We start from the raw sequence: 13,569 nt of genomic DNA, 5'->3' as shown, positions 1-13,569 counted from the left end.
ACCGGAAAACCGGAAAACCGGAAAACCGGAAAACCGGAAAACCGGAAAACCGGACCTGATTGCCGCGCCAGGGGGAAGATGGCTTGACGATTCCTGTGGATCACGCACATTTCTAATATGAACTTTGTATCCCGACTGACCCGCCATCCGATTCCCTTTGATCCAGATCGTGGCGCTGACGCGCTGGCATTGTTTCCTGACGCCGTAGGGGACCTGAAACCGTTGCTGGCGGGGGCGGGCGGGTGTTCGCCTTATCTTCTGGGGTTGATGGCGCGAGAACAAGACTGGCTGCATGCCGCTTTGCAGGGCGATCCTGATGATGTGCTGCAAGCGGAATACACCCGTCTGCGCGACGTTTCCTATGATCAGATCCCGGATGAATTACGCCGTGGAAAGCGCCGCGTTGCGCTTTTGACAGCACTTGCGGATCTGGGCGGGGTTTACACGCTGGAACAGGTCACTGGGGCTTTAACGGAATTTTCATATCTGGCCACCGATCTTGCGATGAAGGCGGCTTTGGCATCTGAAATCCGGCGCAAGAAACTGCCGGGTATGACGCAGGACGACCTTGAAACCGGTTGTGGAATGGTCGCACTGGCGATGGGGAAAATGGGCGCGGGAGAGCTGAACTATTCCTCTGATATCGACCTGATTTGTGTGTTTGACGAAGAACGTTACGCCCCGGAAGATTACCATGATGCACGCGCGTCTCTGATCCGCGCGACACGCAAAATGGCAGCAACATTGAACGACCTGACAGCGGAAGGCTACGTTTTCCGAACCGATCTGCGTCTGCGTCCTGATCCGTCTGTCACGCCGGTTTGCCTGTCGATGGAGGCCGCCGAACGATATTACGAAGGGGAAGGTCGGACATGGGAACGGGCTGCACATATTAAAGCGCACCCCTGTGCGGGCGATCTGGTCGCCGGCGCGCGGTATTTGAAACGCCTGACGCCCTTTATCTGGCGCAAACATCTTGATTTCGCTGCGATCCAGGATGCCCATGACATGCGCCTGCGCATTCGGGATCATAAAGGCCTGGGCGGTGCATTTTCCTTGCCGGGGCATAATATGAAACTGGGGCGTGGTGGCATTCGCGAAATCGAATTCTTCACCCAGACCCGCCAGATCATTGCAGGTGGGCGTGACCCAGACCTGCGGTCGCGGGAAACGGTTGCGGGATTGCAGGCGCTTACCGCCAAAGGCTGGGTCCCGGCAGAGGCCACAGAGCTTTTCATCACCCGGTATCGCCAATTCCGCGAGATCGAACATCGTCTGCAGATGATAAATGATGCGCAAACCCACAGCCTGCCGACCTCTGATGAAGGGTTTCAGAGGCTTGCCTGTTTCATGGGCGAAGCGGATGTCGAAGCGTTCAAATCCCGCCTGACGGATCAGCTTCTTGAGGTGCATAAAGTAACAGAAGGCTTTTTTGCTCCGGATGGAAGTAAGGCGAATGACGCCTTGGAACTTACGGAAACAGAAGAAGAAATTCTATCTAGATGGCCGGGCTATCCTGCGTTGCGGACGTCGCGCGCTCAGGAAATCTTCGCCCGTGTGCGCCCCGAAATCCTGACCCGGATGCAAAAAGCTGCAGACCCTTCCGAAGCGCTGGCACAGTTTGATCGTTTCCTCGCTGGGCTTCCTGCGGGGGTGCAGTTGTTTTCGCTGTTCGAGGCCAATCCACAGTTGATCAGCCTGCTTGTGGACATCTGTGCAACGGCCCCGGCGCTGGCGGCCTATCTGTCCAAAAACGCCAAAGTATTGGATGCGGTGATTGGCGGATCCTTCTTTGATACATGGCCCGGGGCCGAGGTTCTTTTTACAAATATCTCGGATGATCTGGCCGAAAAAGATGATTACGAAGCGCAGCTGGATCTGGCACGTCGATTGATGCAGGAATGGCATTTCCGGATCGGGGTACATCACCTGCGCGGGCTGATCACCGCCGCAGAGGCCGGGCGCGAATATGCGGATCTGGCCGAAGCACTGGTGCGTGCACTCTGGCCGTTGGTGATTGCCGAATTTACACGAAAACACGGCGCGCCTCCGGGGGGTGATCTGGGGGGCGGCGCTGCGGTGATCGCTATGGGATCACTTGGCGCCCAGGCCCTGAACGCCCGCTCTGATCTCGATCTTCTTGTGATCTATGATGCAAAGGGCATTGACGAAAGCGCGGGGAATGCGGCCGGAAAACGCGCGCTGGCAACCCGTCCATATTATGCTCGCCTGACACAGGCCTTTATCACGGCGTTGACGGCGCCAATGGCGGAAGGGCGTTTGTACGAAGTCGATATGCGCCTGCGCCCATCTGGCCGTTCTGGCCCTGTTGCAACCTCGGTTGATGCGTTTGAGGCCTATCAGCGCGATGAGGCCTGGACATGGGAACATATGGCCCTGACACGCGCCCGGGTGATTGCAGGCAGCCCGTCACTTGCCAAACGGATTGAAAATTTTCGATGTGACCTGATTGCGGGACATGTTGGGGGGGCAAAGGTCATTCAGGACGTGGCTGACATGCGCGCGCGCCTGGCTGATGCATATCCACCTGGTGCCGGCTGGAACCTGAAACGCGGGCCGGGGGCTTTGCAGGATATCGAACTTTTGGCGCAACTTCTGGCCTTGCTGGCCCGGTCCGACGCGCGGGGCACAGATGGCCAGATCACAGACGCAAAACCATTGCTGCAACCGGGGGAAGCCGATGCTTTGATCGCCGCCCGTGCGTTGAACTGGAACCTTCGAATGGCGGAACGCCTGCTGACACCGGGGGCGTTGGATGAAACCACAATTGGCGAAGGTGGACGCAAATTCCTGCTGCAAGCTTGCGAAAGTGTCGGTATTGATGCGCTGAAGTCGCAGTTGGCGGTGCATAAGTCACGGGTTGCAGAGATTTTCGACCGAATACTGACCAGCACAGCCTGAATCAGTTTTCGGGGAGAGCGGGAGGAAGCCATGCCTGATTTTACAAAGATCGATCCGAAGGGATTGTTCAAAGATGTTTACATCATGGATGGCATTACAGAAGGCGAATGTCGGTCTGTTTTCCTCGATTGGGCGATTTCGCGCGCGGACGATGTGAACGAAAAACAGGCCCTGCAAGATTTGCACGATCATTACGCTTTGGGTGAACCCGATCACCCAATGTCAGCTGTTCTGCGTGCGGCTTTGTCGGCAGGCAGCAAAAAGCCCCGGCGGCGCGGTGGTGCCATGGCCAGAACACGTCCGCCACTGGAAGAATAAAACAAGGCTTTCAGCGGCGCGGGACTTCCATTAAGAGAGGCGTATGACTGACGTTACCTCTTCCCCCGCTGATCGCCCGGTAATCCGCATGAAACCCAAAATGGACACGCGGCGCATTCGCTTTGGTGCGCCCTGGGTCTGGGCCAATGAACTTGTGCTTGACCGGCGCAGCAAAAAGCTTGCCCCGGGCACGATTGCCACGCTTGAAGACAATGATCGTGTGCCTTTGGGCACGGTTGCGGTGAACACCGGATCCAAGATTGTCGCCCGTATGCTGGATCGTGATCCGGATGTTGCGATTGATGCGGATTGGTTTAACAATCGCGTGCAACGTGCTGTGAAGATGCGCGAAAATATGTATGACGCGCCTTTCTACCGCCTCATCCATGCCGAAGCAGATGGCTTCCCTGGTGTGATCGCAGATCGTTTCGGTGACACCATCGTTGTGCAGCCAAATGCGGCCTGGGCCGAAATGCATTTTGACCTGTTGAAAGAGGCCCTGGCAGCGATCGATGGCGTAAAAAACATCGTGAAAAACGCGGCAGGCCGCGCGCGCGCAACCGAAGGGCTTGATGACGTGTCTGGCGTGGTTCTGGGCGAAGTCTCTGGCCTGATCCCCGTTGAAATGAACGGCGCAACCTATATGGCTGATTTGCTGGGCGGTCAGAAAACCGGCCTGTTCTTTGACCAACGCGAAAGCCATGCCTTTGGCGCGCGCATGTCAAAAGATGCAACGGTTCTGGATGTGTTTTCCCATGTGGGTGGCTTTGGCCTTGCAGCCCTTGCCGGTGGTGCCAAATCTGCCGTTTGTGTGGATGGCTCTGCCCCTGCACTTGAACTGGCGCAAAAGGGTGCTGAGGCCATGAACGCCGCGGATCGCCTTGAGATCCGCAAGGGCGATGCCTTTGATGTCATGGAAGAAATGGTTGCGGATGGCGTGAAATTTGACGTGGTCATCTGTGATCCACCGGCATTCGCACCCTCTAAGCCAGCCCTTGAAAAAGGTCTGCGCGCATATGAACGTGTGGCGCGTCTTGCGTCACAATTGGTGGCACCGGGTGGCTATCTGGGCCTGTGTTCCTGTTCCCATGCCGCCGATGCAACACGGTTTCGCGAAGCTTGTGATCGCGGTGTTGGCAAAGCGGGCCGTCAGGCGCAGCTGTTGCACACAGGATCTGCCGGACCAGATCACCCACAACACCCGTCCCTGGCGGAAAGCGGCTATCTGAAAGCGATGTTCTGGCGTCTGGACGGCTGATGCGCGCGCTTCTGGATGCCTGTGTTCTGTATCCGACGGTGATGCGCGAAGTGCTGATGGGCGCGGCAGCTCAGGGGCTATATGAACCCATCTGGTCTGCCCGCATCCTGGAAGAATGGGCGCGGGCGGCCGCACGGGTCGCCCCCCTAAGCGAACCAATCGCACGGGGGGAAATCGCCCTGTTGTCCGCCAAATGGCCTAGGGCATCTGTGCGTGTGGATCAGGGCCGGATGGCGCGATATTGGCTGCCAGATGAAAATGATATTCACGTGTTGGCCGCCGCGTCCGAAGCCTCAGCCGACTTGATTATCACGATGAATGCAAAGGATTTTCCTCAACGCATTCTGGCCGAAGAAGGGCTGACACGTCAGGATCCGGATGGGTTCCTTGTCAGTCTACATCACGCAAAACCTGATATCATGCAAAGCATCGCAGATAAGGTGCACGCAAAAGCAGAAGAACTGTCAGGTCAGCCCTGGGAAATCCGCAAATTATTCAAAAAAGCCCGCCTGCCACGGTTTGGAAAAGCTGTTTCCTTAGGGCTGTAATTATTCGAAATTCATGGCTATACGCCGGTAGGGGCCAAACGCCGTTAGCCAGAACAATGCGCCTGCAAGTGTTCCCATGGTGCATTGGAGAATGATCTCCGATATTTCTCTGTGAAACCCTCCAAATAAATATGTAATGATAATGGCTCCGCTAAATAGGGCAGCTGCAAAATGCACAGTGACCTTTAATTTCGCGAGGATGATCCAGAGAAAAATGATCAAGCCTGTTATGATTGCGGCAATCACGGCACCGTAGATCATAAATACAAGAAGCATTTCCCAATTGCTAAGCCCCTCAGCATCATTCCAGTGTGTCCTCCAAACATAATGCCCCCAGATGATGGACACACCAGCGGCATAACAGACGAAACTTCCTCTAAGGATTAAGATGAACTGCAGGTGCGCCTCCCAAGGATGCTATATTGTGAATGAACGGGTTTATATTTGTTAGCAACGGCTGCGTAGGCCTGCAAATCTTTTGTTCGATAATCTTATCGTTGATCGGCTTTCGCCCAACGGGTTTCCAGTGTTTCCAAGGCTGCGATGCGCTGATCTGTTTTTGGGTGGCTCAGGAACCAAGCGGGCATCGTACCCGCATTTGATTTCGTCAGGGCTTCTAGCTTGGAAAACAACGACTTCTGATGCGCTATGCCAATACCTGACTTATGCAAAAGCGCCGCAGCCCATGCATCTGCCTCATATTCATCGTCTCGTGACAGACGCGCCAGCAGCAGATTCATCACAAGCCCAGCAATCCAGGGCCCAATGATCGGAATAATCCGGTTGAACAGCATTGCAAGTGCTGTGCGCATCGCGTTTTGTCCCGAAAAATCAATACTGCGACGGCGGGCATGGCCAAGGGCAACATGGCCCAACTCATGGGCAATCACACTGGCCATTTCTTCGCCTGTGACGTCGCCTTCTTTAAACTTTCGATAAAACCCACGTGTGATAAAAATCCGCCCATCTGGGGCGGCCAAGCCATTCACCGGATCAATTTCATAGATGAAAACGGGAATGCGCGGCAGATCCAGCGCACGCGCCATCTTCCGTGTCCATGTTTCCAGCACCGGATCATCAAGTTCAGTCGAATTCTCATCCAGCATCTGATGCGTGCGACGCACGGAAAACCGGTACATAACGATGCCCACAAGCAGGGCCAAAAGGATGGGGGCAAAACGGATCATAGCTTAACGTGACAACTCTTTCATTCCGCTTTCAATCCCTTTCAAGGTCATGGGGACCATACGATCCTCAAAAATCTCCTGGATCATGCGGATGGATTGAGTATAGCGCCAATGTGTTTCTGGAATGGGGTTAATCCATAGATGTGAAGGCCATTGTTCGCGTGCGCGTTGCAACCAGACCTGTCCCGGTTCTTCGTTCCAGTGTTCATTTGCGCCGCCACGATAGGCAATCTCATAAGGGGACATCGACGCATCCCCCACAAAAATACATTTATAATCAGACCCGTAGGTGCGCAGGATCTCATGGGTTGGCGTTTGCGCATTCCAGCGCCGGGCGTTGTCGCGCCAAACACCTTCATACAGGCAGTTGTGGAAATAGAAATATTCCAGGTGCTTGAATTCCGTGCGTGCGGCGGAAAACAATTCTTCCACGATCTTGATATAGGGATCCATGGAACCGCCCACATCAAAGAACATCAGAACCTTCGCTGCGTTGCGCCGCTCGGGCCGGGTTTTGACATCCAGATAGCCGTTCTCAGCCGTGGCCCGGATGGTGCCGTCCAGATCCAATTCATCCGCCGCCCCGTCACGCGCCCATTTGCGCAGACGCTTCATGGCGACTTTGATGTTGCGCGTGCCCAGTTCCACACTGTCATCTAGGTTCTTAAATTCGCGTTTGTCCCAGACTTTCACCGCGCGTTGATGGCGGCTTTCGTTCTGACCAATGCGCACGCCTTCGGGGTTATACCCATAGGCCCCAAAGGGCGATGTGCCCGCTGTACCAATCCATTTGTTCCCCCCCTGATGACGCCCTTCTTGTTCTTTTAGGCGTTCTTTCAGGGTTTCCATCAGCTTATCAAACCCACCAAGGGCTTCGATCTCGGCCTTTTCTTCGGCGCTTAGGTGCTTTTCGGCCAGTTTTTCCAGCCAGTCACCGGGGATATCGACCGCTTCCATCACCTGATCCAGTGAGATATTTTCAATCCCGGAAAAGCTTGCGGAAAACGCCCGGTCAAAGCGATCCAAGTGACGTTCGTCTTTCACCATGATGGTGCGGGCAAGGTAATAAAACCCTTCCGGATCATAGATCGTCAGCCCCGCCTTCATGCCTTCCAGAAAGCTGAGATATTCGCGCAGGGACACCGGCACGCCTTCGTCACGCAGCTTTTCAAAGAAAGGCAGGAACATTTACAAAAGCCCCATGCGTTCTACAAACACAGTCACCAAAAGGCCCAGGATCATACCCAGCAGGCCAAAAACACCACCCAGCCAGATCTTGTCGATCCGTGCGCCGTTCAGACGGGTGGCGCGGCGTGCACCAAGGAAGGCGCCGATAAAGCCAAAGCCAAAAATAAACATCAGATTTCTCCGTTTGCGGGGCGCGCCGGGGGCAGGGACGCGATATCGCGCAGGCGCCTGTTGATGGTTGCCGGATCGCCAATCCCATACAGTGCCCAGCCAATGGCGGCCTGACGCTGGGTCTGTGCCTCGGCCAGACGGCCTTCATATTCAAAGGCCTGGGCTTTCAGCATCAGAAGAGACGACAAAACGATTGCGTTCTGTGCCTTTTCTATGATGGGGCGCGCGCCGTCAATCAGGCGAATGGCATCCTGGGTGTTTCCGGCTTTCAGGGCCTCAAATGCAAGGCGATGGGCAACATGGGCGGCCTGCAATTGCGCGCCCGGTGTCTGGTCATAGATTTTGCCAGCGTTCAGCAATGCGTTTAGCGAAGCCTGGCCATCACGCCCGGCAAGAAGCCGCCCTTGAACATAATGCGCAAAAGCCAAAAGTTGCGGCTCCTGCGTCTGCGCAGCGGCAATCGCATCCTGTGCCGCAGCCAGGCGTTTGCGGGCGGGCGCGGTGGAATACAGTGCAGTTTCAATGGCATCGCGCCAGCGGGCGGGGGCCTGTCCGGGCTGTCCGCGACCGGCGCTGTAACTGCCTTCGGGGTTGATGCGTTCCAAAATCGCGGGCAGGCGGGCCGCCACCTGCGCCCGGGTCAAGCCCGATCGCAAAGCGCGATCATAAGTGATCCGCAGCATCAGCATGTCAAACCGTGTCAGAACCACATGAAAATTATCGTCATTGAACACGCTATCCTGCAGGTGCCACATGTCATTCACAGGCCCAAGCGCCTGGGCCAATTCTTCATGCAGACAATCGCGTATATCCTGTGGGGCCAGGTTCTGAGGCACGAACACAGACAGGGTCTCGCGTTTCTGTAATCTGGTCCAGGCCCCGCGATCTGCACGGTTCTGGCGTTGATATTCCTGCCAACCGCTGACACCGGGCACCACCACACAAACGGCAGAAGGCACGATACGTTGCACGGCGGATGCGGGCACAAATTCCACTGTGATATTCGCAGGTTGTGGGGGTGTCACTTCGGTGATTGATACACCGGCTTCGGCACGGATGCGGTGCAAAAGTGCACTTAGATCAGAACGGGTTACGGCGCTGACAGGGCCGGCGGTGCGCAGGGTGATGGGCCCTTCAAGGCGGGTCATCACGGGCAGGGTTTCGCCGTTTTCCAGCTGAAAACTGAGGTTCAGGAAATCTTCGGCCAGCGCGCGGTTGGATCGTGTTGGTCCCGGGGGCGGGCTGTTTTCGAAACGCTGCATGGCGGGCCAGGTTTCGGTCGTGGGCATGTTCCCCTGAGACTGGGTCATCACACAGCCGGAAATGGCCCCGGTCAAAAGGGCAACGCCGCAGATCCGTCTGGATATGTGAATAATATTTTGCACAGATATGCCTTTGTTCTGCTGTGCCCCCCGGTATGCCCGGAAAGGCGTTTCTTTTAATATAGGTCCTGCGCGGCGTAATGACAGAAGCGGCAGGTCAAGTTACGAAAAGTTGTAGGTTTCGTGTCAGGGGCGCTGGTATTTCAGGAAATCGCTTAAAACCCCGATCCGGTCGTATAATTTACGCGCGTCGCTGTTGAAATGTTGCGTCAGCCAGTAAACGGTTGGGTTTCCTGCCTGATCCGCAGCATCGTAAACCGCTTCGATCAAGGCGCGACCAATCCCCAGTCCGCGCACCTCTGAATCTGCCCAGAGATCTTGCAGGTAACATACATTTTCAACTTTCCACGCGTGGCGGTGAAACAGGAAATGGGTCAGACCAACCGCTTTGCCATCATGTTCTGCAATCAGGCAGGTGAAATCCTGCGGGTCATCTCCCAGAAGGCGTGCGAAGGTCGACGCATAGATCTCTTCAGGCAACTCCGTTTCGTAAAAGGCCAGATATCCGCGCCACATACGCCGCCAATCTGCCTCATCTGAAGGGACCAACGGGCGAATTTTAACTTTTGAAGTGCTCATATCAGATCTCAGCGCTGGCTGCGGGCCATAAAGGCCAGACGTTCAAATAAATGCACATCCTGTTCGTTTTTCAACAAAGCCCCATGCAGCCGCGGCAGCGCGGATGTGGCATCGGATTTCAGATCTGCAGCAGAAAGATCTTCCGCAAGTAATAGTTTCAACCAATCTAGAACTTCAGATGTGGATGGTTTCTTTTTCAGCCCGGCCTGATCGCGGATTTCATAGAATTGCGTCAGCGCCTGGGTCAGCAGGCTTTCTTTAATGCCGGGGTGATGGACCTCGACGATTTTGCGCATTGTGTCCATATCCGGGAAGCGGATGTAATGGAAAAAACAGCGACGCAAAAACGCGTCAGGCAGTTCTTTTTCGTTGTTTGAGGTGATGATCACAACCGGGCGATTCACCGCTTTTACGGTTTCACCGGTCTCATATACATGGAACTCCATCTTATCGAGTTCCTGCAAAAGATCGTTCGGGAATTCGATATCTGCCTTGTCAATTTCATCAATCAGCAACAGGGATTTTTGTTCTGTTTCAAAAGCCTGCCACAGTTTCCCCTTGCGAATGTAGTTCTTCACATCATGAACGCGTTCATCCCCAAGTTGACTGTCGCGCAGGCGTGATACCGCATCATATTCATACAGGCCCTGCTGCGCCTTGGTCGTGGATTTAATGTGCCATTCCAGCATGGGCAGGGACAGGGCGTCTGCAACCTGTTTCGCCAATTCTGTTTTGCCGGTGCCGGGTTCGCCTTTCACAAGCAAAGGCCGTTGTAGGGCAACTGCGGCATTGACAGCCACGGTCAGATCGTCGGTTGCGACATAGGATTTTGTTCCGGTGAATTTCATCTGTGTTCGGACCTTTTTCAGAGGCAAAATAGCGGGGATCCCCGGGGGAAATTTGTGATGAACATAGCAGATGTGAAATTCTCTACAACTCACAGGGAACTGTTGGTAGACAATCTTATTCGTATCGCGTAATGCAGGCACTAGAGAGGGAGCCGGAAGGCGGACTCGGGACCTGGAGGGTGACGACCTCCGATCACTGAACTGTCATGCCCCCGGCGATAATTTATTAACGGGAGCAGGTATGAAAGCTGAAGTTTTCTTGCCAGAGGATTATCAACCGGCTGAAGATGAGCCGTTCATGAATGATCTCCAACTGGAATATTTTCGACGTAAACTGATTGCCTGGAAAGAAGATATCCTGGAAGGCAATAAAGATACAATTGAAGCTCTTCAGGACAACACACGCAATATTCCTGATGTTGCGGATCGGGCGTCTGAAGAAACAGACCGCGCGTTGGAATTGCGGACGCGGGATCGCGAACGCAAAGTTGTTAATAAGATCGACAGTGCGCTGCGCAGAATTGAAGAAGGCGAATACGGTTACTGTGATAAAACCGGTGAACCGATTTCTTTGAAACGCCTGAATGCGCGTCCGATTGCAACCATGACCTTGGAAGCACAGGAACGTCATGAGCGCCGCGAAAAAGTGCATCGCGACAGCTGATCTCTGAACGATAGAATACATAAAAGAGCCGGATTTGATCCGGCTCTTTTTGTGTTTGCTTGCAGATATTTGATCCAAATCAAAACGGGAATTTTTATATTATGGTTCACCCTCAGGGTGTGCGCGGGGATGCGTAACGTTTATGGTATGAGGGAAAAATGAAGCCGATAAGAATTATCGCGACGCTTTTGGGCGTGCTTGCGGGACATGCTGCTGTTGCAGAAGGGGATCCGGCAAAAGGGGAACAGTTGTTCCGACGTTGTATTGCCTGCCATGTCATCGTGGATACGCAAAACAATCTTCTGGTTGATGGCGGGATCACAGGGCCAAACCTGTTTGGTGTCATTGGTCGTGCTGCTGGAACGGAAAACGACTATCTCAATGGCGGGCCGCGTCTGCCCGTGGGGATGTATACCGATGCAATGAAACAGGCCGGGGCCGCTGGCTTGGTCTGGAACGAAGAAAACCTGGCCCAATTCATCAAAAATCCTATTGGATTTGTGCGTGAATTTACCGGGGATGACAGCCTGCGCGTGAACATGAGCGTGCGTTTCGCCCAGGGTGGCGAAGATATCGCAGCTTATCTCGCAGGTTTTTCAGAGTAAGCAAGGAGGCTCGGATTCGTGTCCGGGCCTCCTTGTCAGGCCAGCGTATTTGCTCCTGGAACGGGGCGTCCGGTGGCGTTAGAGATCGTCCCAAAGCGCGTCCGAAGAGCAAATTATCATTGGATAATTTTTTCCCGGCAGCATTTTCAACGGCTCTGGTGAAAACGATTTTTTTGGTGGCCGGCCAGTTACAAGTGCTTTCAGGGCCGTAGCGAGCCGTGCAACAGGGGTAGGGGCATTCCTCAGGGGGCGATTATCCCGAAGCTGATAAAAATGCGTGTACCCCAGTGTTTCGAGATATTGTAATGTATCGGAAGTACCATCTGGAATTTGATGTCCCAGGATTTCGATCGCAATAACGGGCTGGTGTTTTCGTATTGTGTTTTCGGCGCCAGTTAAGGCTTCTTTTTCGTGACCTTCGACATCAATCTTCAGAAAGCCAATCCTGTCGATAGCTTGAATATCTGCCATGGTATCGAGTTGGCGGAGATCAAAGGAAATCGTTTTCGTGTCCGGGGTGTCTGGTGTGCTTCCCAGATGTCCCGCGCCATTATTCCCCAGAGGAATGGTCGCGGTATCCGTTGCCGTTCTGTCAGACAGACCGCAGTTCACAGGCCGAATATTCTCGGTAAGACTGGCATTGTATTTCAGAAGTTGAAATGTCTGTGGGTTTGGTTCAAAAGCGAAAACTTGATCAAAAAAACGGGAAAAGGCCAGGCTGTGATTTCCGATATTCGCACCTACGTCCAGACAGGTAGTATCTGAACTGATTTTTGGGAAAATATGGGTCTCGAGAAAGGTGAGTTCTGAATGTTCAAAGCGACCATATAGCTCAATGTGGGACCCGATCAAGTCGAATGCAAAATGGGCGACTTGTGGGTGTGATTTTAGGTAATCTGGTTGTATTTTTTGCAGATGTTGTTTGGCCAGATAGGCGGTGAGAGCTGACATGAAGTTAATTCCCTTTTCGTGTTTCTGAGGCTTGTTCAATGTAGCCTAACCGAGCTCTACCCAGACAGGCACATGGTCGCTGGGTTTTTCATGGCCACGGATCTCGGCATCAATCTGGCAATCTTGCAAAAGATCAGCGCAATCCGGCGACAGCAGGAAATGATCAATGCGGATGCCATCATTGCGGTTCCAGGATCCACGTTGAAAATCCCAGAATGAATAGGTTTCAGGGGCCGCATTGCGCGCACGCAGGGCGTCCGTAAAGCCAAGGTTCAGCAGGCGGCGCCAGGCGGCGCGGCTTTCGGGGCGATACAGCGCATCTTCTGTCCAGTTTTCCGGATGTTTTGCATCTTCAGCCTGGGGAATGATGTTGTAATCGCCCGCCATCAGGAAGGGCTCTTCGAATTCCAGCAACTGGCGCGCGCGGGCATCCATACGTTCCATCCAGGCCAGTTTGTAATCATATTTCGGGCCGGGCACGGGGTTGCCGTTTGGCAGATATAACCCACAGATACGCACGGCTTTTTCCCCCATGACGGTTGCTTCTATCCAGCGGGCCTGTTCATCACTGTCGTCGCCAGGCAGGCCCCGGCGGATATCTTCCAGCGGCAGTTTCGACAGGATCGCAACCCCGTTGAAGCTTTTCTGCCCATGGGTTTCAACCTGATATCCCATGTCCTCAAAGTGCTCGCGCGGGAAGTTTTCATCGACAGATTTGATTTCCTGAAGGATCGCGACATCGGGGTTGCGTTCGTTCAACCAATTTGTCAGCGCGTTCAGCCGGGCTTTGATGCCGTTGATATTATATGTGGCGATGATCATGACGCTCTCCCTTAGTGCTCTCCTATTTCAACGGGTTTTGTTGGTATTGCAAGGGGAAGGGCGGGTTAATGCGGATTGAACCAACCGTTCCCACTGTATGCATAGAATATGCATAAGATCTGCATA

Annotated in this window: 15 protein-coding genes; 6 read left to right on the top strand and 9 right to left on the bottom strand. The window is 54.0% G+C overall.

Annotated features, from left to right (window positions below; all coding sequences use genetic code 11):
* Positions 1-117 precede the first annotated feature (117 nt).
* From ACPGUT_RS14470 to ACPGUT_RS14455, 4 genes are read left to right on the top strand one after another with little or no spacing between them, the layout of a single operon-like run.
* Positions 118-2,922: a glutamine-synthetase adenylyltransferase gene (locus tag ACPGUT_RS14470; RefSeq protein ID WP_423992540.1), complete on the top strand. Its 2,805-nt coding sequence runs from the start codon at positions 118-120 to the stop codon at positions 2,920-2,922.
* A 30-nt stretch (positions 2,923-2,952) separates the two neighbouring features.
* Positions 2,953-3,240, top strand: coding sequence for a hypothetical protein (locus tag ACPGUT_RS14465; protein WP_423992538.1), 288 nt, complete (start codon positions 2,953-2,955; stop codon positions 3,238-3,240).
* A 43-nt stretch (positions 3,241-3,283) separates the two neighbouring features.
* A complete protein-coding gene (locus tag ACPGUT_RS14460) occupies positions 3,284-4,498 on the top strand; it encodes an RSP_2647 family RNA methyltransferase (protein WP_423992536.1) in 1,215 nt (404 codons plus the stop codon).
* The gene (locus ACPGUT_RS14455) at positions 4,498-5,046 is read left to right on the top strand and encodes an RSP_2648 family PIN domain-containing protein (RefSeq protein ID WP_423992534.1); all 549 of its coding nucleotides are present in this window, start codon (positions 4,498-4,500) and stop codon (positions 5,044-5,046) included. Before ACPGUT_RS14460 ends, ACPGUT_RS14455 begins: the two co-directional genes overlap by 1 nt.
* Here ACPGUT_RS14455 and ACPGUT_RS14450 read toward each other — a convergent pair whose 3' ends face one another.
* The 7 genes from ACPGUT_RS14450 to ACPGUT_RS14420 form a co-directional block, all read right to left on the bottom strand.
* Entirely contained in the window at positions 5,047-5,394 is a 348-nt protein-coding gene (locus ACPGUT_RS14450; RefSeq protein ID WP_423992532.1) for a hypothetical protein, read from the bottom strand.
* A gap of 143 nt (positions 5,395-5,537) precedes the next feature.
* Complete coding sequence (locus ACPGUT_RS14445) at positions 5,538-6,233, bottom strand: M48 family metallopeptidase (RefSeq protein ID WP_423992530.1); 696 nt, start codon at positions 6,231-6,233, stop codon at positions 5,538-5,540.
* A 3-nt stretch (positions 6,234-6,236) separates the two neighbouring features.
* Positions 6,237-7,421: a vWA domain-containing protein gene (locus tag ACPGUT_RS14440; protein ID WP_423992528.1), complete on the bottom strand. Its 1,185-nt coding sequence runs from the start codon at positions 7,419-7,421 to the stop codon at positions 6,237-6,239.
* A complete protein-coding gene (locus ACPGUT_RS14435) occupies positions 7,422-7,592 on the bottom strand; it encodes a hypothetical protein (protein ID WP_423992526.1) in 171 nt (56 codons plus the stop codon).
* Complete coding sequence (locus tag ACPGUT_RS14430) at positions 7,592-8,881, bottom strand: DUF2927 domain-containing protein (protein WP_423992524.1); 1,290 nt, start codon at positions 8,879-8,881, stop codon at positions 7,592-7,594. The genes ACPGUT_RS14435 and ACPGUT_RS14430 overlap by 1 nt, the downstream gene beginning before the upstream one ends.
* Positions 8,882-9,100: 219 nt before the next feature.
* Entirely contained in the window at positions 9,101-9,553 is a 453-nt protein-coding gene (locus ACPGUT_RS14425) for an N-acetyltransferase family protein (RefSeq protein ID WP_423992522.1), read from the bottom strand.
* Between the two features lie 8 nt (positions 9,554-9,561).
* Positions 9,562-10,401, bottom strand: coding sequence for an AAA family ATPase (locus ACPGUT_RS14420; protein ID WP_423992520.1), 840 nt, complete (start codon positions 10,399-10,401; stop codon positions 9,562-9,564).
* Between the two features lie 241 nt (positions 10,402-10,642).
* On the opposite strand from ACPGUT_RS14420, the gene dksA reads away from it, so the two are divergent.
* Together dksA and ACPGUT_RS14410 are read left to right on the top strand one after the other, a co-directional pair.
* Positions 10,643-11,065, top strand: a complete 423-nt coding sequence (gene dksA, locus ACPGUT_RS14415) for an RNA polymerase-binding protein DksA (protein WP_423992518.1) — start codon at positions 10,643-10,645, stop codon at positions 11,063-11,065.
* A 158-nt stretch (positions 11,066-11,223) separates the two neighbouring features.
* Positions 11,224-11,670 (top strand): c-type cytochrome, encoded by a 447-nt coding sequence (locus tag ACPGUT_RS14410; RefSeq protein WP_423992516.1) that lies wholly within the window; start codon positions 11,224-11,226, stop codon positions 11,668-11,670.
* A 78-nt stretch (positions 11,671-11,748) separates the two neighbouring features.
* On the opposite strand, the gene ACPGUT_RS14405 is transcribed toward ACPGUT_RS14410, so the two are convergent.
* Positions 11,749-12,621, bottom strand: a complete 873-nt coding sequence (locus tag ACPGUT_RS14405) for an FkbM family methyltransferase (protein WP_423992514.1) — start codon at positions 12,619-12,621, stop codon at positions 11,749-11,751.
* Between the two features lie 45 nt (positions 12,622-12,666).
* Positions 12,667-13,443, bottom strand: a complete 777-nt coding sequence (gene xth, locus ACPGUT_RS14400; RefSeq protein ID WP_423992512.1) for an exodeoxyribonuclease III — start codon at positions 13,441-13,443, stop codon at positions 12,667-12,669.
* Positions 13,444-13,569: the final 126 nt, after the last annotated feature.

Source organism: Halocynthiibacter sp. (assembly GCF_049608145.1).
GTDB lineage: Bacteria > Pseudomonadota > Alphaproteobacteria > Rhodobacterales > Rhodobacteraceae > Halocynthiibacter.
Note: the sequence above shows the minus strand (reverse complement) of the source record. Positions and strands in the feature narration are given on the sequence as shown.